The organism is Sphingopyxis sp. HIX (assembly GCF_001468285.1).
Taxonomy (GTDB): domain Bacteria; phylum Pseudomonadota; class Alphaproteobacteria; order Sphingomonadales; family Sphingomonadaceae; genus Sphingopyxis.
In genome coordinates, this window is the sequence record NZ_LNSB01000024.1 from 33,364 (window position 1) to 54,068 (window position 20,705).

A 20,705-nucleotide genomic window follows, 5' to 3' on the forward strand; every position below is an offset into this window, starting at 1 on the left:
AGTCTTGCTTCTCGCCGGCGCGAATGGCGGCTGATTTTACCAGCCGAATGCGAAGCACTCGGCCGCCGGCTTACCGGATGGACACCGACGGTTACCCGTCGGCAACGCTAGCTGTTAACGCCCCGCCCGCAGTTGCCGAGGATAGTAGGGCTCATCACTACCATTCAATAGGAAATCGTCACCGAGCAGCATTACTTTTTTTGCGTGCTGGAGTTCGGCACGCCCTTGGTCCGTCAGATGAAAACTTCGATCGATCAACCTGAGCGTGGTGCAAAGATCTGCGGCGCGGCGCACGGCAGGCAACGGAAGGCCTGTCACTTGCGCCACGTAATGTCGATCCCGAGGTCGACGCGCGATTGCAGCAAGGACTAACATCGCGTTTTGCGAGTCTCGGGATGGCAGCTGGCTCCAGTCTATTAAGGACAGCCGCGGCTGTCGCAGCTGCCGTACAGCGGACAAGCGCTGCCGGTCGACGTCGGTCATGCTAAACAGCGTTCTGATGTCGTCAGGTATCCCCTTGTCCAAAAAAAATGGCGACCACGCTGCACCGCCTGCGCGAAACATTTGCCAGAGCACTACTGGGAGATTGTTCGGCGCGCTGTGCGAGAAGGCTAATAGGCTGCCAGTGTTCCCATAACCAAATGGCGGGCATTGGATTGCTGACGAAGCATATTTCTCGCAAATGTTCTTGACACTCTTGAGCCGATCATCGTCCCAACTTCGCGTTGAAATCGTGGGGCAGACCGTGTGCAGATGGACTTTGTCTTTTCCGAAGGTTTTCTGCAGGACGCGAAGCGCGTGAGGCGTGGCTGCATAGCACGCCACGTGATATTCTATCCGGTGATAAGAGGCCCAACTACGCAATGTGGGATGGGATCTGAAACTTCGATAAAAGCCCTTAATACGATCTCCCGAGCCCGAGTAGTCATCAACTAGCAGAATGGTTCGGCATCGCGCCCCCCGCATGTTCTTCAAGCTCGGAGCACCGACGAACGGTTGTCGGGTGCCTGCAGCGCGGCGCACGCCGTTGAGCATTGCGGCAACAATAGCCTCGCTCCCGGGGAAGGACTGCGGAAGCAGAAGTCGGGCTGGTGCGTCGCGACCAGTTTGAAAGTATCGCTGCCCGGGCGCGAGTTCCCGAACTGGCACGAGAGCGATTGGGTTGGGTAACTCGTCGGCGAGAGTCTCAATAAGCTTTGATAGGCCGATTTGTAGCGAGTCCTGTCCGACAAGCTCGATGCTGTCGAGCAAAATTGCCGCGCTCTCGCGTTCAGAGAGATCGAAATTGGTCAGCCAGTTCTGACCGCGGGGCGTGTCACTTAATAGCAACCAGTTCTCTCGCGTTCATGAGGCACGATAATGAGGCGGATAATTGATAGTATTGCGTGCTTCCGAAATGATCAATTGTAGGGAGGCAATAACGGTTGTCGCCCCTTTAGCCCAAAATTGACGAAGGCGAACGAGCTGAATGAGTCGGAGATCGGGTTCGGCCGTGCATGGCGACGTTTGAAGCCCCTGATCGGACTGACAGTGACGGCTACGGAGTCAAGCGCCGCGCCGCGGGCCTGAACACTTCGTTGGGGACGACCGACGTCGCCTGCTTGTCCTTCGCCCCTTTCGGGACAAGGACGCCGTCCCGGCTCTCGAACGCGCCGCTGCCGGCCACCAGACGTTCGCAGTAGAGCGCGCAGACCTCCTCGTCGCTCAGCGTTGTTGCCTCGTTGTCCGGCAGTTTCAGGCGGCCGAGCAGATTGTCCCGCGGCCAGTCCGAATGGATGCGCATTAGCGCACAGAAGAATTCATACGGTGTCTTCGACACGGTCGGGACGTGGCGCACCTCACCGAAATAGGCGTCGGGGTGATTGCGATAGTCGGCAAACTGGGTGTCGCTCATCTTCTCCTTGAGAATGCAGGCCCTGTCGTTAGCCTTGTCGTAGACCGAGATCATGACGGTCTGATCGGACTCCATAACGATAGCGTCGGTGACGGTCGCGATCATGTCACTGCCATCCTCGCCAGCGCCCTCGAAATTATAAGTATGCCCGATCATCACTGGCGGCCTTTCGCCGTGCAGCGTCACCCCGGGCAGCGAACCGTCGAAGGTCGAGGGGATCGAGAGCAGGGAGGACAGTCCTTCGGCGACCCGGTTCGCATCGGCGTGTTTCTTCTCCCTCTTGTAGGCCTCGTAGAGCGTCATATAGCCCGGGCGATTGAAATCCGGGATGCCGACGCCGATGGGCAACGCGACCATCTGGGCCGGCCCCTCGAGTTCGCGATGGAAGGTCATATTGGTGATGAACAGATAGGCGGATTGGCCTTCTGCCAGCTCGTCGCGCTCGTAGCGGTGAACGCGCTCTGTCGCTTTCGCGAGGAACGGCGGACGGTCATCCTCCGTGACGTCGCTGCGCATCTCCGTATTGAGGTCGATGAAGATCATGCGCCTGTCCGCCGCCGGCTTTTTGAAGGCGCCGTTGAGCTGCGGGATCAGGCTGGAAATTGCACTCGGGTTCGTGGTGCCATCGGCATCGGTCCGGCCGAGCATTCCCGTGACGCCGCGCATCTTCGCTTCGATCCAGAATTTCTCGCCGCTCGCTTTGGACACCGCTGCAAATTCGCAGTGCTTTTCTCGCTTGTCGGTCTCATCTTCGAGCGTCAGCTCAAAACCTGCCGAAATGAGGGCGCGGGCAACGAGGATCTCGTAGTAGGCTCCCTGGAAATTGCCGGGATCCTTCAGACGCGCGATCAGACGATCCTGCAACTCGACATTATGGTCGAGCAGATAAAGCCCGTAGGCAAGACCAAGATAGCAGGCGAGGACGCCGACAACATCGGTGCTCGTCGGGACGCCGGGCTTCATCACCCATTTGCGCTGAAAATGGCATAGCGCTTCATACCATTGCATGATCGGGTGTCGCTGCTCGAGCGGCTTTGCGATCTCGGCATTACCCCACGCCGGATCGAGCTTGGTCTTGAGATAGTCCTGCAGGAAATCAGGGAATGTCTTCCAGTTCCGGGATGAAAGGAGCTTGTTGCCGATTGCGACGATCTGCTCATTACCAACCTTCGCAGAGATGATCGGGCGTCCTAGGCCCTGCTGCTTCTCGCGCACCCTCTCGCGCGCTCGCCACTGCGTCCGGGCTTGCTCGATGTCCTTTGGAAAAACGCCAACTGCGGGGAGGTTCGATCCGACTGTACCATGACAGTGCTTGAACTTGCGTCCGCTTCTGCAGGGACAGCGCTCATTTCGGCCGATCTTGCGGCTACGTCGTGGCGGGCTCGTGGACATTTGTTCTCTTTTTGTCCGAAATCTCCCGATTGGTCAAATTGAGCGCTTTCGATCGGTCTCTCACTTCGCAGACTCGACATGAGCGCATTCGTCCAAGGCCTTCGGGCCATTGCCCTCAGTTCTCGGGGAGTTCATGCGGTAAGCCCCGCTACATCTCTGCAGCGGGGCTTCCCTAGATTGCATCCGAAGATGCGATCAAATTCTGCCATTCTTTCGTCTGGACAGGTAATTGAAACGTCCGGGATCGATCGATGGTTCCCGCGGTCTGGTCAGCCTTCGAAATTTCTCTTCTCATAGACGGTGCCGATCGTCGCGCCGTCCCAGACATAGCAAAGGTGTCGTTCCTGCCGGCAGTTCGCGAGCAGACGAGGCCGGAAGGCGGCGGCGCATTCTCCGCCGGGGTCGCGGACGCTTAGGTAGCGAATGCCATCCGATCCTGCCTCGCGCAGCTCGGTCGCGAGACCCTGCGAATGGGCATAGGTGTCGGGATCGTAGAGATGGGCATGGCTTTCCGCGTGGCCGCGAATGTCGTGAAGATTTGCGGTGAGGTCGGCGGCATAAACGCGCATGTCGATCTCCTGCGCGGGCTCGTCGGTCGCGCCGAGAAAGCGGACGCGGTGGTGCTTGGTCTCGGCAATCGCGGTGTCGATGGTGAGGCCGGCGTAGAAGACGCCGAAGCTCCCGTCGGAGAAACGGCTACCCTCGGTATTGAGATGCGTGAAGGCGGCCATGATCGGCGTCGTGCCGGGGCCGGCGATGCGGTCCTCGGGCGGGACGAGCGCGAGGTCGCCGACCTCGTCGCGGAGCCGGTCATTTGTCATCGCCTCGATGATGAAGACTGCGTCGAGGTCGGCCGGGTCTGCCACCTTGTCGAACAGGCCGACTGGCGGGAAGCGGCTCGGGATGATGCGATAGCAAGGCGCCCAGCTCGTGGCGGTAACGGGAATGTCCAAGGGATCAGCCGCGCTGGCCGTCGATATACTGGCGCACGACGTAGAGGTCGGAGACATTGCCCGACGCCATGCGATCGATGGCAGGCTTGCCGCCGAACATGGCCGCCTTGTTGGGCTTGCGCACCCACGCGTCGGCGGTTTGCGGGACGAGGATCTGCAAACCCTTGTAGATGCCCATCACATAGGAGATGCGTTCGAGCGCATCCTTGCTGAGCGCAGCGACATCGCCGCGTTTCCAGTTGTGGAAGGTCGAACGGCTGTCGAGGCCGAGGATCTTCATCTGTTCGACCTCGCTGAGGTCCCAGGCCTCTGCGATGTTGAAGAAGGTCCGGAGCGCGGGGCCGGTGAGTTCCTTGCGGTCGATAGCTTTTGCAGCGGTAGCCATATAGTCTCCAGTGAGACCTATATGTTCCTTATAGGAACAATTGTCAATAATTGTTCCATATCCGGTATTGTTGATAGTGGAGAAGGGCGCATTATGGACGCTGATACGATCGGTGCTATCGTCGTTGAGGCGATCGAGCAGCTTTACGCCGAAGAGGGCAAGATCATTTCCTTCGATATCGGCGAGAGGACGATCAGCTCCTCTCTGGCCTGGCTGCTCATCCCTCATTTTCCCGAGCACAAGGTCCATGTCGAATATAATCGGCATGACATCTATCCCAAGGAGATCGGGCTGCCGGATGCAGAAGGCGAGCTGACCGAGAGCAAGGTCTTTCCCGACATCATCGTCCATGTGCCGGGATCCGACGACGACAATCTGCTGGTTATCGAGATCAAGAAGTCCACGAGCAACAGGAGCAATGAGCGCGACCTGATGAAGCTTGAGCAGATCAAGCGGAGCTTCCGCTACCGGCACGCGTTGTTTGTCCGCCTCTCGATGGGCGAGGAGGCTTCGATCGAAGACTGTGCCCTCCAATGGGTCTGAACTATCCGATTTGAGCAAGAGGGAGGGGGCGACGACCGAATTTTCCGATCTCAACGTCTTTCAGATGTACGAAGCCAACGCGCGGCAGCCGGGCTTCTGGATCCGCCGAACGACCTGGGCGAACAGCTGCGCGCGCATCGTCGAGGTAGGGCCGCTCAACGGTCCCCCGCCATATTATGGCAATCCCAAAGTCTTTGCGGACATCCATGATCTGACGACCGGCGCCCTGATCGAGGCTCGCGCGAAGATACCGGTGCCCGGCACATACAAGACCTGGCGCAGGATCGACACGCCGGACTGGTTTCTCGACGACTGAGTGGGGCGTGTCGCCGTTCAGTTCGCGATCGTCACCGCAATCGGGCAATGATCGGAGTAATGTTTCTCGCCGGGAGCATAGAACGTCTCGGCGAAGCCTCTGAGGTCCGCGGCTGCGCGCCTGTCGAGAACGATATGGTCGATGAAGCTGGTATAGCGGGGATCGCAGGCCGGTCCCTTGCCGGCGTCGGCGAGATGGAGGTCGGCGTTCGCCGGCTCGCCATCGTCTATCTCGGTCCACACAATATCGCCGCTCTGCGCGAGCCGGCGGTTCCAGTCGCCGAGAACGGCGAAGCGGTCAGGGCCGCTCGCGGCTGCATCGATCCATGCCTCGAGCGCGGGGAGCTGCTGCATGAGCGTCGGGCATGCCTTGGCCTCGTTGCCCGCGAAACAACCCGATTTCAGGTGAATGCCGAGCAGGCGAATCGGCGCGCGGTCAGCCGGCCGCAATGTGATGTCGATCCCCGATCGCAGCTGCGCGTTGCCGATCATCAGCGAAGAAACATCCGCATTGCGCTCGAAGGCGATGCCCTTGCGGACCGCGAAACCCACCGCCTGGCGAATGACCTTCTGATCCGGATGCTCGCCGCCGCATGTACTGCTCGGCGCGCCCGGGCGCGCCTCCATGACGATCGTGTAGCTCGCCGTGTCGAAGATGCGTGCGGCAGCGGCAATGCTCTCGGCTTCCTGGAACGCGATCACATCGGCATCGAGGCTGCCGACTATGCGGCGCATCGCGGCATAATCAGCATCATCGCGCGGGTTGCAGCCGGCGCCGTTTTGCTCGGCGAGGAATTCTAGGTTCCAGCTAGCGACTTTTAGCGGTTTGGTCTGCGCGGGCGGGGTTATGTCCGCAGGCGAGCTCGCCGCGGCGGAGCAGGCGGTGGCGCTGAGGATCAGGGCGGATGCGATGAGGCGGATGGAGAGCATTGGTGCGCTAGTGCCGCAGGGAGTATTCGAGTTCAACAGCTTCTCCCCACATGCTGCGCCGTACATGGCGTCTCGCATCAGCTGGCGCTATATGGCCCGCCCGGCCGGGATTCTCCGGCCGCACAAGGAGACATCAATTGAACCATGCCGAACTGGCAGACAGCGTCGCCGCATCGCTCGGAGTGAGCAAGGCCGAGGGCAAGAAGGCCGTCGATGCCGTTTTCTCGGCGATCACGGACGCGGCCGCAAAGGGCGAAGAAGTCTCGGTCAGTGGCTTCGGCAAGTTCAAGGTCTCGACGTCGGCTGCTCGTGAGGGCCGCAACCCGGCGACCGGAGAGACCATGCAGATCGCTGCCAAGAAGAAGCTTGGCTTCGGAGCCGCCAAGGCGGTCAAGGATCGCCTCAACGGCTGACCGGTGCGTCCCGCCGGCTTGGCCGGCGGGACGGCCGCGTGGCGGCATGTCGAGCGCGGCAGTTGATGAGCGCGCTCTGGCCTCGCTGAGCTCCGGCCAGGGGTCGCGACATTGTTCTGGCCGCGCGAGCGCACTTGGGCTCGCTCTCCTTGCGGCGCGGGCGCACGCACCCGGAGCGGGTGGACAGCGCTGACGCGCTGCCACGGTCCTGGCTACGCCAAGACCTACCCTTCCGTCTGCGCACACGCCGTGCCGCTGCGGGCTCGCCAAGAGCGCGATTGCTCGGGCCCTTCGGGCCGGCACTGCTCCGCAGCGCTGCCGCTTTGGCGTGACGCACCGACTTGAATGGTCGGGAATGAAACGACACATGAGTGTAAGAACAGGAGGGAGCTACTGCGGTGCCGAGCCTCGCTCAGCGCGTTGAAAACTTCAAGGAGCGGCTACGGTTCCGTTTTATGCCGCCTATCGCCGATTGGCTGGCGTGGGCGTCCACATATCAGGCACGACAGACGCTTGGGGGGATGCAGCCAATGCGGCTGCTCGTCGACAACACGGTGCTCTATCACGCGGTGACACACGAGACCGCGTGGATATCGACTGGCAAGAGCAAGTGGGGGCCGCACGAGATCGACACGGGTTATTCGGCGCGCGTTCCTGTTCACGATGACGATACGGATGGTCGTGAGCATCGGAATGTTCGCTTTCTTGCTGGGATCGCGCAGTTGTGCCGTAACGGTTTCGTCGAGCTTCTGACTTCTGCCGAGCTGCAGGACGAGCAGTTTCGGCAGCCTGCCGGCCGCTATCGGGGCTATGGCTATTTCGATCATAGCCTTTTCGCCCGGCTTCAGATCGAGAGCGTCGATGGGCATGTCTTTCCGCATCTCGGCCCGAGTTGGATGCGGCTGCCGTCGGCCGAAGAGCAGCAGCGAGCCCGCATTGATCGCCATCGCCAGGACGAAGCCTTCGACGAGTTGGTAAGGACGTTGGGTCAGGCCAACAGTCAGGATGCGTGGCACCTTTACACCGCCGACAAATTCGGAATCCATGCTTTCTTGACGATGGATTTCAAGTTCATCCGGACCGTCGAGGCTCAGGCGCGCAGCGCCGCCGTCAGCCGTCTGAAGGCTCGTGTAATGTCGCCGGAGATGCTCGGGAAGGAACTTGGCCTATTTCCCTTGTCCCCCCGGTTGTTCAGCTATCATGACGCGAGTTTCTTCGTCCGAACGGATCTCAGCATGCCGTCCGAAAAGAGGCGGCCTCTCAACGGCTACCGACGGACCGACCGTTAGGCAGAAGCTTAACGGCCAGCGCCCTTGGACATCACAGCGGCAATTCAGTCTGAGCGCGCAGCGGCTCGACGATGAATGTGTGGCGCGGGGGCTCCTCGAACAGCACCTCGTTGGGGAGTGTAGCATCAAGCCAATGTATCACGTCGCGGCGATGGATGATGACGCCGTGGCGCTGCTGATAGGGGATGACATCGGCGCCGGCCGGGATCGTGAGGATACGGTAGGAGAGGGGCCAGTCGGCGAGCGGGGGATCCCATACGCCCGCAAGGTAGAAGAAATTGCCGCTGTCGAGCGTTACCCGGTAGCGGCGGTCGCCGGTGCCCATGCGGAACTCGGACGCGGGGATCAGGCAGCGGCGCTTCGGGAAGGCGCGGCCCTCGGAGCGCGCAAAGCGGTAGTTGATGCCGTCGGAAAAGCGCGGGTCGCTTCCCCAGACAGCCTCGACCATTTCGATCTCGCTTTCGTCGTCGGGATTGCGTCTTATGAGCGCACGGCGACCGCCGTCCGGGGCATCGGGATCGAAAGGGGTTGGCGCCGTGCTCATGGTTGGAACATAATGGGAACGACCGTGAGTCGCAAGCATCAGGGGCTGCAGGGCAATGTGTAACGATTACAAGCTTGAAGTCGACGTTGCTTCGATCATGGAAGACTTCGACGATCTCCAGATCAAGATCAAGATGCCCGAGGGCGCGCCGAACGTGCCGGCGCGCGAGGATGTGCGAATCACCGATATGGCGCCGATCGTGAAGGCGAGCGATGGCGACGCCGTCGGCGAGCTGGTCAACCGGCGGTGGAGCTGGCCGGGGCAAGGCGGGAAGCCGGTCTATAATGTCCGTTCGGAGGGCCGCGATCTCGGGACGCAGCGTTGCCTTGTACTTTGCGATGGCTTCTACGAGTTCACCGACCCCACCGATCCGTCGCAGAAGCGCCTCGATAAATGGCTCTTCACGTTGAAGGATCATCGCTGGTTCTGCATGGCGGGCATCTGGCGCGATGCGCATGTCGGAGAGGCCTTCAGCCTGCTGACCATGGACGCTGGGCCGGACATCGCGCCCTATCATCACCGCCAGATCATTCCGCTGCCGCGCGACAAATGGGTGGCCTGGCTGGACCCGCGGGCCCCCGCCGAGGATATTCTGCAATGGCTGCCGGCCAGCATGCTCGAGGTCACCCAGGTCTACGGCAAGCCGCCGGCCCAAGGAGCGCTGGCGCTATGACCATGACCGACGCCGAAGGGCTCGACATCTTCGTCAAGGCGCAAGAGCAAGTCTATCCGCGCGCACTCGATGAAATCCGGCGCGGGCGCAAGCGCACGCACTGGATGTGGTTCGTCTTTCCCCAGCTTGCCGGCCTCGGGCGCAGCGCGGTGGCGCAGCTCTACGGCCTCGGAGGCATAGAGGAAGCGCGTGCCTATCTCGCCCATCCGCTTCTCGGCGCGCGCTATCTCGAATGCGTCGAGGCGTTGCAGGATCTTACCGGCAGTGACCCGGTGGCGGTGTTTGGAGAAGTCGACAGCATCAAGCTCCGCTCGTCGCTTACTCTGTTCGAGGCAGCCTCTGACAATTCGCTCTTGGCGGCCGCGCTGAACCGATGGTTCGCGGGCGAACGTGATGATCGTAGCCTCGCCTTGCTCCGCTCCGCGGGCAAAGACTGACGCGAAAGAAGATTGGCCGGCGCGATGGAATTGAACAATCGCGAAATCGCAACGCTGATCTGGCTGGCGATCCTCGCAGTCGCCGTCTTCCGCCATGCCTCGGTTAGGATCGCCTTTCGGGGACTGCTAAGAGCTTTTGTTCAGCGCCAAATTCTCCTGATCTACGGCGTGGCAGCCCTATATGTAGGCGCATGTATCGCGTTTCTCTCTTGGTGGGGCATATGGACTGCCGACAATCTGAAATCGACGATCTTCTGGTCGATCACGTTCGTCTTCGTAACACTCATCGATGCCAACAGGATCGATGAGGATAAGACCTACTTTGGGCGGACGATCGGCGATACACTCGGACTGACGGGCCTCCTCGTTTTCATCGGCGGCCTCGAAAGCTTCAGCCTGCCAGCCGAGATGCTCTTCGTCCCGGTCATGTCCTTCGTGTCCCTCATGCATCAGGTCGGTCTTCGTGATCCCGCGCACAAGCCCGCCTCGAGCTGCCTCGGCGCACTCCTCGTGGTCGCAGGCATCGCCATTCTCGCGTACAGCATTCACGCAACCTGGCTCGAATGGGCGAAGTTTGACCTGCGCAAGAATCTGAGCGAACTGCTCGTTCCGATCCTTCTGTCACTGCTTTTCCTGCCCTTTCTGTATGCCCTCTCGATTTTCCTCGTCTATGACCGCAACTTCACGAACATCGCATATGCCCTGCCCGACAAGGGGCTTGCGCGCTTTGCTCGGGGTCGCGCGCTTTTCGCCTTTCGTACCGACCTCGATCTCCTGAAACGCTGGCGCCATATCGTCGCCCAGCGGCGTCCTTCCGATCGGCTGGGTGTCGTGCAGGCGATCGCCCAGGCTATGCGGGAGCGGGACAATGCGTTGCGACGACCAGCCGTCGACCTGACAGACGGCTGGTCGCCATACGTTGCCTTGGAATTCCTCGTGTCAGAAGGATTTCCGCCGACGCCCTATCTCTGGTATTCCGACCGGTACCGCGCGAGCGTCACGCACAAGTTCGGCGATGGTCCGCTGGCCAATTACGCCACCTATTATGTCGAGGGCGACGAGGCGCGAGCGACGCTGCTCACCCTAGAACTCTGGATATGGGGGAATGACAATCGCGAAAGGGACGAGGAGCGCTTTGCAGAACTTGTCACCATTTTGATGGATCGTGCGGTCGGCGCGGAGGCCCGTTCTGCGTTCCGCGATGAGCTTGATCCGGAGGCCGATGGCGCCTCGCTCGATTGGAACGGGTATCGCTTTCGGATCGAAGCCGAGGAACCGAATCCTACAGGACGATATTCGCTCGAGTTTTCGATCGCGCACCCCTGCGAACCCGGAAATACCTCATCCTGATCGGGTCAATTATCCCCGAATCTCAATGCAGTGACAAACGATCAACACGACCGTGCGGGAGCTGCCTTGACGAATGTTTCTCGCAAGTAGAACATATAGGGAACATTTGAGTCGGTATCATCATGAGCGCTACGCCCATTTCTTCGCTCCGGCCGAGTGCCGACCAGCTCGCGACGCTTCGTGAGGCGGTCGCGCGCGTCGCGGCCGCACGCGGGCCGGTGCTGCCGTTCGGGATCGGCCCGCTCGATCATCTGCTGAGCGGCGGCGGGCTCGACGGCGCGGGCTTGCACGAGTTTGCGGGCGCATCGGCAAGCTGGAGCGATGACGCAGCGGCGACACTGTTTACCGCGGGGATCGCCGCGCGCTTCGCCGCCGCGCCCGGTGTCGCCGCCCTCTGGGCGCTGACGCGTTTCGATCTCTATGCCCCCGGTCTCGAACAGGCGGGGTTGGGGCCGGACCGCATTCTCTATGCGCAGGGCCGGACCGACAAGGAATTGCTCGCTATGTGCGAGGATGCGCTGCGCGACGGCTCGCTCGCCTGTGTCGTCGCCGAGGTGAAAGCGGCCGACCAGACGGCGACGCGCCGGCTTCAGCTTGCCGCTTCCGAAGGGCATACGCCGATGCTGCTCTACCGGCGATATCGGCGATACGGCCAATGCCCGCTTGCCGATCCCTCGCTCGCCATGACCCGCTGGCGCATCGGTACTTTGTCGTCGGGGCGTATAGCGTCGCCGGGCGTCGGACGCGGGCGATGGAGCGTCGAGCTTGTCCGCCAGCGCGGCGGGCCGCCTTTCTCCCTCGAACTGGAGGCGTGCGATGACCAGGGTCGCCTCGCTCTTCCTGCCGCAACTGCCGATAGAGCGATTGCGACGGGCGGGGCGGCAAGACACGCCGCCTGAACCGGCGCGAGCTGCTCCACGCTTTCCCGAGCCGATCGACGACAATCCCGGTACCTGCTCGGTGCCGCGCGGCGGTGGCTGGCGCCCCGGCGCGCGCTGGGCACAGGATGCATCGGCGCGGGCGCGACCCGATCAGTCGGCGGTCGATGCGTTGCCCGCACACCAGCGACCGACGATGCGCGAGCTGGGACGGCGCAGCGAAGCAGCCGCCCCGGTGTTTCGCACGCTTCGTGCCGACGATGGCGGAGGCGCGGGCGCGGGTGTCGCTGTCGATATGGCCCCATGGGCAGCGAAGCCGACGATTCTTGTCGCGCGGACCGGCCAGCGCGACATTGTCACGGCCACCTGTCCGCATGCGCTCGATCTCGGGCTCGCACCCGGTATGGCCGCGGCCCATGCGCGGGCGCTCGTGTCCGATCTTGAGGTGCTCGATGCCGATCCCGTCGGCGATCGCGGCTGGCTGGATCGCCTTGCGCTCCACGCCGCCCGCTATTGGACGCCGACCGCAGCGGTATCGGGCAGCGACGGGCTATGGCTCGACCTGTCGGGGACGACGCATCTCTTCGGTGGCGAGGAGCGCTTCGCGGCGCGGCTGCTCTGCTTTCTGAAGCGGCTCGGCTTTACCGCGCGTGTCGCGATCGCCGGGACGCCCGGCTCCGCTTACGCACTCGCGCGCTACGGGCCCGCGACGTCTCTCATCTTGCCGGAAGGCAGAGAGGGTGAGGCGCTGGCGCCTTTGCCGCTCGCGGCGCTCCGGCTGGCGCCGGAGGCGCTCGCCGCGGCCGCGCGGTTCGGGATCGAGCGGATCGCCGATCTCTACCCGATGCCGCGCGGGCCCCTGGCCCGGCGGCTCGGGCGCGCGGCGGTCGAGCGTCTCGACCAGGCGCGCGGGTTCGTGCCCGAGCCGATCATCCCCGTCGTCCCGTTCGAGATGCCCGAAGCGCGGCGCTCGCTGCTTGAGCCGATCGGGACGGCCGAGGCGATCGAACAGGTGATTTCCGACCTTCTGGACGACCTGGTGCCTGCGCTTCGCGAGCGCGGACTTGGCGCGCGCAGCCTCGTGCTCCGCTGCGACCGGCTCGATATGGGCGAGCAGCTCGTCACCGTGGGGACGGCGCGCGCGACGCGCGATGCGAAGCATCTGCTGCGCCTGTTCAAGCTCCGGGTCGACCGGATCGAGCCGGGGCTCGGGATCGAGGCTATGGTCCTGACCGCGCCGCAGGTCGAAAGTCTGGCGCCCGAGACGATCGGCACCGCGCTCGACACGTCACGCCAAGCGCCCGACCTCGCTCCGCTCGTCGATGCGCTGGCGGGCCGTGGCGGAGAAGGCGCGCTGTTCCGCTTGGGCGCGCTTGAAAGCGATGTGCCTGAGCGCGCGATCACGCGCGCCGGCCCCCTGACCAAGCCTGACGGCTGGCCGGCGTGGGCGCGGCCCATTCGCATGCTTGCGCGGCCCGAAGCCCTGTCGGGCGTCGTCGCGCTGCTGCCCGACCATCCGCCGCGCCGCTTCGCGTGGCGCGGGCGGAGCTATGCGGTGGTCGCGGGCGACGGACCCGAGCGCATCCATGGCGAATGGTGGCGCCGCCCCGGCGAGATGTGGGCGGTGCGCGACTATTTCCGGGTCGAGGCGGAAAGCGGCGAGCGCTTCTGGCTCTTCCGCCGCGGCGACGCGATCACCGGCAACACGGGCGATCTGAGCTGGTACATGCACGGCGTCTTCGGATGAGCGCGTCCGCGACGACATATGTCGAACTCTATGCCACGAGCCATTTTTCCTTCCTGCGGGGGGCCTCTTCGCCGGAAGAGCTGTTCGCGGCCGCCGCGCACCTCGGCCATTCGGCCCTCGGGCTTTGCGACCGGGGCAGCGTCGCCGGCATGGTCCGCGGCCTGTCGGGGCAGGAGACGACCGGCGTCCGGCTGATCGCCGGGACGCGCGTCGATCTTCGCGATGGCCGCTCGATCCTTCTCTATCCGACCAATCGCGCGGCCTGGTCGCGGCTGACGCGGCTGCTCTCGCTGGGCAAGGCGCGCGGCGGCAAGGGCCAATGCTGGCTCGACTGGCCGGATATCGCGGCCTCGGCCGACGGCCTCGTCGCGATCCTCCTGCCCGATGCGGCCGACGAACGGACGCGGCTCGATCTCGCGGAATTGCGCGACGCCTTCAGCTCGCGCGCATTTCTGGCGCTCACGCTGCGGCGCCGTCCCGGCGATTTCGCGCGGCTTTCCGCCCTCGACGCGCTGGCGCGCGGTCTCGGCGCACGCAGCGTCGCGCTCGGCGACATTCTTTATCACGCGCCCGACCGCCGCCCGCTGCAGGACGTACTGACCGCAATCCGCGAGAAGACCACCATCGACGCGCTGGGGTTCAAGCGCGAGCGGTTCATGGACCGGGCGCTGAAGAGCCCGGCCGAGATGGAAAGGCGCTTCGCGCTCTTTCCCGATGCGATTGCGGCGACCGCGGATATCGCGGCGCTATGCCGCTTCGATCTCGGCGAGATCCGCTACCAATATCCCTATGAGCAGGTGATGGCGGGACGAACGGCGCAGGAGGCGCTGGCCGCGCTGACGGAGGAAGGCGCGTCGCGCATGTTTCCCGGCGGCGTTCCGCCTGCCTACCGGCAGCAGATCGATCACGAGCTGCGATTGATCGGAGAACTCGATTACGCGCCCTATTTTCTGACGGTAAACTCGATCGTCGCCGAGAGCCGGCGCCGCGGCATCCTGTGCCAAGGCCGCGGGTCGGCGGCGAATAGCTGCGTGTGCTTTCTGCTCGGCGTCACGTCGATCGACCCGATCCGCCACGAGCTGCTCTTCGAGCGCTTCGTGTCGGGCGAGCGCAAGGAGCCGCCCGACATCGACGTCGACTTCGAGCATGAGCGGCGCGAGGAAATCATCCAGTGGATCTACGAGACCTACGGCCGCCATCGCTCCGCGCTCACTGCCGTGGTCACGCGTTACCGCACACGAGGCGCGGTCGCCGAGGTCGGAAAGGCGCTGGGCTTGCCGCGCGATCTCACCAAGATGCTCACGGGGCTTGTCTGGGGCTGGTCGATGGACGGCATCCCCGAGGAGCGGATCGCCGAGCTCAATCTCAATGCCGATGATTATCGGCTGAGACTCTGTCTCGATCTTGCGCGCCAACTCATTGGAACCCCGCGGCACTTGTCGCAGCATCCCGGCGGCTTCGTGCTGACCGAGGAGCGGCTCGACGATCTCGTGCCGATCGAGCCGGCGCGCATGGAAGACCGGCAGATCATCGAATGGGACAAGGACGATATCGACGTCCTCAAGTTCATGAAGGTCGATGTCCTCGGCCTCGGGATGCTCGGCTGCATGAACCGGGCGTTCAACCTGCTTCGTGACCTTAAGGGGATCGATGTCGGCATGGCCGATCTGCAGGACGACGATCCCGCCGTCTATGGCATGATCCAGAAGGCCGATACGCTCGGGGTTTTCCAGATCGAGAGCCGCGCGCAGATGTCGATGCTGCCGCGGATCAAGCCGAAATGTTTCTACGACCTCGTGATCGAGGTCGCGATCGTCCGGCCTGGTCCGATCCAGGGCGACATGGTGCATCCCTATCTTCGCCGGCGCGAAGGCAAGGAAAAGCCCGAATATCCCAAGCCCGAGCTGCGCACCGTGCTTGAGAAGACCTTGGGCGTGCCTTTGTTTCAGGAGCAGGCGATGAAGGTTGCGATCGTCGGCGCCGGCTTCACGCCGGCCGAGGCCGACCAGCTTCGCCGCGCGATGGCGACCTTCAAGCTGACGGGAGGCGTGTCGCATTTCTACGACAAGCTCGTCGGCGGCATGGTCGAGCGCGGCTATCCCAAGGATTTTGCGGAGCGCACCTTCAAGCAGATCGAGGGCTTCGGCTCCTATGGCTTTCCCGAAAGCCATGCGGCCTCGTTCGCGAAGATCGCTTACGCCTCCTGCTGGATGAAGCATCATCATCCCGATGTCTTCTGCGCCGCTTTGCTCAATGCGCAGCCGATGGGCTTCTATGCGCCCGCGCAAATCGTGCGCGATGCGCGGAATCACGGCGTCGAGGTGCGCCCGGTCTCGATCAACGACAGCCATTGGGATTGCACGCTGGAGGAAAGCGGTGGGCGCTATCTCGCGGTCCGCCTCGGTTTTCGCCAAGTCCGCTCGCTCGCCAATGTTCATGGCGCCGCGATCGTGGGGGCGCGGGGCGATGTGCCCTATGATTGCGTCGAGGATGTGTGGCGCCGCGCGGGGGTGCCGCGCGCCGCGATCGAAAGGATCGCCGAAGCCGACGGCTTTGCCTGCCTCGCCGAGGACAGGCGGCAGGGGCTCTGGAAGGTGCGGGGGCTGGGGGAGGCGCCGCTGCCGCTGTTTGCTGCGGCGGACGCCCGCGAGGCGGGCTTCTCGCCCGAGGGGCTCGAACCCGCCACCGCACTCCGGCCGATGACCGAGGGACGTGAGGTGGTGGAGGATTATCGCACGCTCCAGCTGTCGCTGCGCGCGCATCCTTTGAGTTTCCTGCGAGACGAGCTCGACGCGATGGGCGTGGTCCGCTGCGCGGACCTCGCCTATATCCGCGATGGCCGGAATATCGAGGTGGCTGGGGTGATCCTCGTACGGCAGCGGCCCGGCTCCGCAAAGGGCGTGCTCTTCGTCACGATCGAGGACGAGACCGGGATCGCCAACGGTATCCTCTGGCCTGACCGGTTCGACATCTACAGGCGCCAGGTCATGTCGGCCTCGATGATCGCGATGCGAGGACGGCTCCAGAAAGAAGGCGAGGTCATTCACATCATCTGCGACCGGATCACCGATCATGATGCGCTGCTCCGCAGCGTAGGGCGCAGCGCACTTCCCATTGCGCCGGGACGCGGGGACGGGGCGCGGAGCGGGGGAGGGCCGGACAGCCGCGAGCCTGGCCTGCGCATCCGGAGCCACGATTTCCACTGAGGCCCATGGGTCTCCTCGCTCGGCGGACCTCTCCCTCATTGGCTGCCTGATTGCGGGTCTCGGCTCGCCTAATGCCGTCAACCCCCGTTGGGGGTTCGCCCTCGCGCGGGCGCTCGGTGACGGCGGCTCACGGCCCCTCCTTTTGGCGCCATCGGGAACAGGTCCCGAGCAACCAAGGAGACTTGAAATGGGTACCACCATCGGAAATCTGACCCTCAAGGACGACGGCAGCCTCGAGGGCACGCTTGCGACCCTCATGGTCACCGTGCCGATCGCGATCGTTCCGAACGGCCGCAAGACGAAGGAAAGCGAGCCCGACTTCCGCGTCGTCAGCCGGCGGAACGGCTTCGAACTCGGCGGCGGCTGGACGAAGACCGCGCGCTCGACCGGCGCCGAATATATCTCGGTGTCGCTGTCGGCGCCCGAACTCGGCGAGATCTTCTGCAATGTCGCGAACGCGCCGGGCGAGGATCCGATGAAGAAGGTGCTGATCTGGAACGCCCCCGGCACCTGATCGGTTGACCGGCTCCGCCGTCAGGCGGAGCCGGTTTCGCTCACGGCGGCATATTCCTCCGGGGAAAGATGCACGCGCATCAGTTCATCGCGTTCTTTCTCGCTGAATTCAGACGCTCGATCGGGATCCGTCCCGCTTTCGAGCTTTTTCCGCATGATCTCGTGCATCGCGATCGTCAGCGCGGGAAAGCGGCGAATGCCGAGGCCGATGATTTGTCCGTTTCGCTTTGCTGCCAATTGCCCCTGATGCTCGACCCATGCGATCTGGGGGTCTGGAATGAAGACGATCTCGGCTTCTCCGAGCGAAGAGGGCGTAATGCACATATATTCGGCGCCATTAGTCAGGACGCTGTGCAACACCAGGTCGGACCCCTGAGGCCACCAGCCGACAGCGGCCTTCGATTGTTTGGTATAGTCGTTGGCGACATACCAGCGGACATTTGCGTGACAATGATTGGCCGGCATGCCCATCCACGCGAGGTCCTTAGCGGGCATCCGCCGAGCACGATAGGCGGGCAGGGCCATGACGTCCTGGACGAGCGCGCGTTCCCAGTCCGTTGGCGGAAATGTCCAGCCCTCGACCTGGTCGAGGAGCCTTGTCCGTAATGCGGACTTACGCTGCTTTGCTTCACCCATTCGCGTCCGCCCCACGCCACCTAGACGCGTTGGCTTTCGCACCGGAAAGGCAGGACAGCAAGGCCGATGCTCCCGCAGCCCGCGGATCCATCCCGCTCTCGAATGCCGCTAATCCCTTGGCCGAGGACCGGCCTCCTACAGTCAACCCCGATGGGGTCCCTGCGCAAGCTTGGGCCGCGGCTGCGCCGCGGTGACAGCGGCCTGTCCCCGTCCGGCGGGGCGACTGTCGAGCGGGAATGGTCCCGCTCCCGGACAGGAGCCTCGAAATGCCGCTTTCCACCGCACAATCCTTCGCCTGGAGCATGGCCCGCACGATGATGACCATCATCGTCCTGATCGAAACGGGCAGCGGCTTCTCGGTCATGCCGCTCGACGAGTTCGACGGCGATCCCGCCTGCATCGTGTGCGAATATGATCCGTTCAATCGCTGAAATCTCGAGAAAACTCGCCCCACGGTGGTTCCAGTTTCGGTTCCACCCTCGGGGCGATTTTGCTATGTCGGGCAAGCAGATTGCGCTGTGGTGGTGGTGGAGAGCGCGTCCGATGGGAGGACGCTTATGACTTTTATGATCATTCTCGGCGCCGTGGCTGCCATCTATATTGCCATCCTGATGTTCCGGCTGGCCTCGGTTGCACTGCCGCTCTACGCGGGCATCGGCACGACGCTCTACCTGATCGATCGCGACTTGGGATATCTGGTCCCGATCATCGCCGGACTGGCCGTCGGCGCCCTGGTCATCGGATGTGGACGAGCCCTCTGCGCCTTCCTCCCGCCGCTTTATCGCTTCGTCGTCATGCTTGTCTTCGCCATCCCGGCGGGATTCGCAGGCTACCAGGCGGCGAGGGGGTTTGCCGGTCTCGGGCTCGCGGAAGGCGCCATGCTCGAGACGCTCGGAATCGCCGGCGCGTTAGCCGCGGCCGCAGCCGCCATGCGCGGCCTCGGTGCGAGGCAGGACGGCTCTCCGCGTGAAGCGACGATAGGCGCCGTGTGAGTACAGCCCGCCGCCAGTGAAGGTTGGATGACCGCCCATCTCCGGTCTGCGCTACGCTGCAACGCCGAACCGGCGCGGCCTCCTCGATCTGCGCCATCTGCCGGCAAGACGCTGACGCTGGATCGCTGACCGCAACGGCGGGCATGCGACTTTCTTCCCCCGGCGTTCCGCCGTTCCTCGCGAATCAAGAAAGCCTTTGCCCTCCGTCCTCCGCTTTGCTGCGGGCCTGGCGGCTGCGGCGCGATCCCTTGCCGGACGTCGATGCGCATCGAGGCCGCGATGGTGCGGCTCGACATGCAGCAAAGGACATCATCATGAGCAAGATCGGCAGCTTCCAACTCGTCTCGGGCGAATATCAGGGCGAGATCGTCACGCTTTCGGTGCAGGCCAAATCGGTCCGCATCGTCCCGGAGAAGAACGCAAGCGGCAACGCCCCGAGCCATCGCGTCTTCGTCGGCGACGCCGAAGTCGGCGCCGCCTGGTCGAAGACCAGCCAGGACAAACGCCCCTATCTTTCGGTCAAGCTCGACGACCCGAGCTTCGTCGCCCCGATCTTCGCGCAGCTATTCGCGGGCGACGAGGGCGAATATGACCTCGTCTGGAGCCGCCAGAACCGCCGCAACGACAATTGATGCGGCGCCCATCGCCCGGCCTCGGCCGGGCGATGTTATATCCAATTTGAGGGCTTTAGCGTGCGTAGCTCGGATATTTTTGCGCTAAGTCCATGATGTATGCGCCGGTAACCACGCCGCTGTTGGCGGGCCAAGGTCGGCCGAAAGCGGCGGTTTATTCTCCTCAAACGGGTCGGAGGTGCGAATGGATCAGGCAGTCGGATGGCAGTCGCCATATTTTCCGAAAATATTCGAACGATATGATCGCGCGGACTTCGCGCAGGAATTCCTGCGGCGAAGCCCCGCCTATCGCGGCGGCTATGCCGCCGCCGCGGCGGCGCCGGGCGCCGACCGCGTGCGGCTCTTTCGGCGGCTCGCCAGCCGCTGGGGGTTGGTCTTTCGCCTTCGATCCTGATCTTCCGGCCGCGGCCGCGCCCGCCCTGTGGCGGCCGCAGGCCTGCGCCTTCGTCACGATCGCACGCCCGGCGCCCAAGGGCTTTGCCGCGCTGCGCCTCGCCGAGATTGTCGACGGACCAGAGATTGCCGCAGAGCTGCTCTCGTACCGCGACTGGCATATCGTCCTGCTTGCCGGGGGACGGCACTATCGTCTGCTGGTCCGGCGCTGCTGCGCGAACGAGCGACTGGCATTTCTCACGCCCGCAGATGCAAAGGCCGGTCTCCGCGCCTCGATGATCATGGCGCTTCACCGCGAACTCCTCGATACGGGCGGCGCTCGTCCGGCACCTGACAGCGCCCCGGGGGCGACGGAGCGCTGGCGCCTGGTCCAATGGCTCCGCATTCTCGACGCCATGACCGAGGGAGCATCGGCCCGCGACATGGCGGCAGCGCTACTGCTCGCCGAGGCGCGCAACTATTCCGCCGCCGAGTGGGACGCGTCGAGCGAGCGCCGCCGTATCGCGCGCTGGCAGCGCGCCGCCGTTGCCATGCGCGACGGTGGATTCAACGCGCTTCTCGGCGCGGCCTGATCGGGACATTCCGACGAC

At 63.6% G+C, this 20,705-nt stretch carries 23 protein-coding genes and 1 pseudogene; 16 read left to right on the forward strand and 8 right to left on the reverse strand.

Annotation, left to right across the window (positions count from 1 at the left end; all coding sequences use genetic code 11):
• Positions 1-114: 114 nt before the first annotated feature.
• The 5 genes and pseudogenes from ATE62_RS23295 to ATE62_RS12700 form a co-directional block, all read right to left on the reverse strand.
• Positions 115-1,329, reverse strand: coding sequence for a phosphoribosyltransferase-like protein (locus ATE62_RS23295; protein ID WP_156420507.1), 1,215 nt, complete (start codon positions 1,327-1,329; stop codon positions 115-117).
• A 208-nt stretch (positions 1,330-1,537) separates the two neighbouring features.
• Entirely contained in the window at positions 1,538-3,109 is a 1,572-nt protein-coding gene (locus ATE62_RS12690; RefSeq protein ID WP_058807774.1) for a hypothetical protein, read from the reverse strand.
• Positions 3,110-3,193: 84 nt separating this feature from the next.
• Positions 3,194-3,286, reverse strand: a pseudogene (locus ATE62_RS24115) (SEC-C metal-binding domain-containing protein); the annotation flags it as partial.
• Positions 3,287-3,555: 269 nt separating this feature from the next.
• On the reverse strand, positions 3,556-4,239 hold the full coding sequence (locus tag ATE62_RS12695; protein WP_058807775.1) for an RES family NAD+ phosphorylase: 684 nt from the start codon (positions 4,237-4,239) through the stop codon (positions 3,556-3,558).
• A gap of 4 nt (positions 4,240-4,243) precedes the next feature.
• Positions 4,244-4,624 (reverse strand): antitoxin Xre-like helix-turn-helix domain-containing protein, encoded by a 381-nt coding sequence (locus ATE62_RS12700; RefSeq protein ID WP_058807776.1) that lies wholly within the window; start codon positions 4,622-4,624, stop codon positions 4,244-4,246.
• Between the two features lie 93 nt (positions 4,625-4,717).
• Here ATE62_RS12700 and ATE62_RS12705 point away from each other — a divergent pair, with 93 nt between their 5' ends.
• Positions 4,718-5,167, forward strand: a complete 450-nt coding sequence (locus ATE62_RS12705; RefSeq protein WP_058807777.1) for a hypothetical protein — start codon at positions 4,718-4,720, stop codon at positions 5,165-5,167.
• Between the two features lie 64 nt (positions 5,168-5,231).
• The gene (locus tag ATE62_RS12710) at positions 5,232-5,483 is read left to right on the forward strand and encodes a hypothetical protein (RefSeq protein ID WP_156420509.1); all 252 of its coding nucleotides are present in this window, start codon (positions 5,232-5,234) and stop codon (positions 5,481-5,483) included.
• Between the two features lie 17 nt (positions 5,484-5,500).
• On the opposite strand, the gene ATE62_RS12715 is transcribed toward ATE62_RS12710, so the two are convergent.
• Positions 5,501-6,412, reverse strand: coding sequence for an endonuclease/exonuclease/phosphatase family protein (locus tag ATE62_RS12715; protein ID WP_058807779.1), 912 nt, complete (start codon positions 6,410-6,412; stop codon positions 5,501-5,503).
• Between the two features lie 137 nt (positions 6,413-6,549).
• Here ATE62_RS12715 and ATE62_RS12720 point away from each other — a divergent pair, with 137 nt between their 5' ends.
• Both ATE62_RS12720 and ATE62_RS12725 read left to right on the forward strand, forming a co-directional pair.
• Positions 6,550-6,825, forward strand: coding sequence for an HU family DNA-binding protein (locus ATE62_RS12720; protein WP_058807780.1), 276 nt, complete (start codon positions 6,550-6,552; stop codon positions 6,823-6,825).
• Between the two features lie 398 nt (positions 6,826-7,223).
• Positions 7,224-8,114, forward strand: a complete 891-nt coding sequence (locus ATE62_RS12725; protein WP_058818523.1) for a hypothetical protein — start codon at positions 7,224-7,226, stop codon at positions 8,112-8,114.
• A 31-nt stretch (positions 8,115-8,145) separates the two neighbouring features.
• Here ATE62_RS12725 and ATE62_RS12730 read toward each other — a convergent pair whose 3' ends face one another.
• Positions 8,146-8,658 (reverse strand): SOS response-associated peptidase family protein, encoded by a 513-nt coding sequence (locus tag ATE62_RS12730; protein WP_082662789.1) that lies wholly within the window; start codon positions 8,656-8,658, stop codon positions 8,146-8,148.
• A gap of 55 nt (positions 8,659-8,713) precedes the next feature.
• Here ATE62_RS12730 and ATE62_RS12735 point away from each other — a divergent pair, with 55 nt between their 5' ends.
• From ATE62_RS12735 to ATE62_RS12765, 7 genes are all read left to right on the forward strand, one after another.
• Positions 8,714-9,331: an SOS response-associated peptidase family protein gene (locus ATE62_RS12735; RefSeq protein ID WP_058807782.1), complete on the forward strand. Its 618-nt coding sequence runs from the start codon at positions 8,714-8,716 to the stop codon at positions 9,329-9,331.
• A gap of 2 nt (positions 9,332-9,333) precedes the next feature.
• The gene (locus ATE62_RS12740) at positions 9,334-9,768 is read left to right on the forward strand and encodes a DUF1810 domain-containing protein (protein ID WP_058807783.1); all 435 of its coding nucleotides are present in this window, start codon (positions 9,334-9,336) and stop codon (positions 9,766-9,768) included.
• A 12-nt stretch (positions 9,769-9,780) separates the two neighbouring features.
• Complete coding sequence (locus ATE62_RS12745) at positions 9,781-11,118, forward strand: hypothetical protein (protein ID WP_156420510.1); 1,338 nt, start codon at positions 9,781-9,783, stop codon at positions 11,116-11,118.
• A gap of 122 nt (positions 11,119-11,240) precedes the next feature.
• Positions 11,241-12,017, forward strand: a complete 777-nt coding sequence (locus ATE62_RS12750) for an ImuA family protein (protein WP_194955018.1) — start codon at positions 11,241-11,243, stop codon at positions 12,015-12,017.
• Complete coding sequence (locus ATE62_RS12755) at positions 11,935-13,743, forward strand: DUF6504 family protein (RefSeq protein WP_082662790.1); 1,809 nt, start codon at positions 11,935-11,937, stop codon at positions 13,741-13,743. Before ATE62_RS12750 ends, ATE62_RS12755 begins: the two co-directional genes overlap by 83 nt.
• Positions 13,740-16,949: an error-prone DNA polymerase gene (locus ATE62_RS12760; RefSeq protein WP_058807785.1), complete on the forward strand. Its 3,210-nt coding sequence runs from the start codon at positions 13,740-13,742 to the stop codon at positions 16,947-16,949. Before ATE62_RS12755 ends, ATE62_RS12760 begins: the two co-directional genes overlap by 4 nt.
• A gap of 187 nt (positions 16,950-17,136) precedes the next feature.
• Positions 17,137-17,463: a DUF736 domain-containing protein gene (locus ATE62_RS12765; protein ID WP_058807786.1), complete on the forward strand. Its 327-nt coding sequence runs from the start codon at positions 17,137-17,139 to the stop codon at positions 17,461-17,463.
• Between the two features lie 20 nt (positions 17,464-17,483).
• On the opposite strand, the gene ATE62_RS12770 is transcribed toward ATE62_RS12765, so the two are convergent.
• Positions 17,484-18,098, reverse strand: coding sequence for a hypothetical protein (locus ATE62_RS12770; protein ID WP_156420511.1), 615 nt, complete (start codon positions 18,096-18,098; stop codon positions 17,484-17,486).
• A 266-nt stretch (positions 18,099-18,364) separates the two neighbouring features.
• On the opposite strand from ATE62_RS12770, the gene ATE62_RS23640 reads away from it, so the two are divergent.
• From ATE62_RS23640 to ATE62_RS24040, 5 genes are all read left to right on the forward strand, one after another.
• Positions 18,365-18,529: a hypothetical protein gene (locus tag ATE62_RS23640; protein WP_194955017.1), complete on the forward strand. Its 165-nt coding sequence runs from the start codon at positions 18,365-18,367 to the stop codon at positions 18,527-18,529.
• Between the two features lie 126 nt (positions 18,530-18,655).
• On the forward strand, positions 18,656-19,090 hold the full coding sequence (locus ATE62_RS12780; RefSeq protein ID WP_156420512.1) for a hypothetical protein: 435 nt from the start codon (positions 18,656-18,658) through the stop codon (positions 19,088-19,090).
• 314 nt (positions 19,091-19,404) lie between these two features.
• Positions 19,405-19,722: a DUF736 domain-containing protein gene (locus tag ATE62_RS12785; RefSeq protein WP_058807789.1), complete on the forward strand. Its 318-nt coding sequence runs from the start codon at positions 19,405-19,407 to the stop codon at positions 19,720-19,722.
• Between the two features lie 184 nt (positions 19,723-19,906).
• Entirely contained in the window at positions 19,907-20,116 is a 210-nt protein-coding gene (locus tag ATE62_RS23900; RefSeq protein ID WP_082662791.1) for a transcriptional regulator domain-containing protein, read from the forward strand.
• Positions 20,022-20,687 (forward strand): DNA -binding domain-containing protein, encoded by a 666-nt coding sequence (locus ATE62_RS24040; protein WP_082662792.1) that lies wholly within the window; start codon positions 20,022-20,024, stop codon positions 20,685-20,687. The genes ATE62_RS23900 and ATE62_RS24040 overlap by 95 nt, the downstream gene beginning before the upstream one ends.
• Positions 20,688-20,705: the final 18 nt, after the last annotated feature.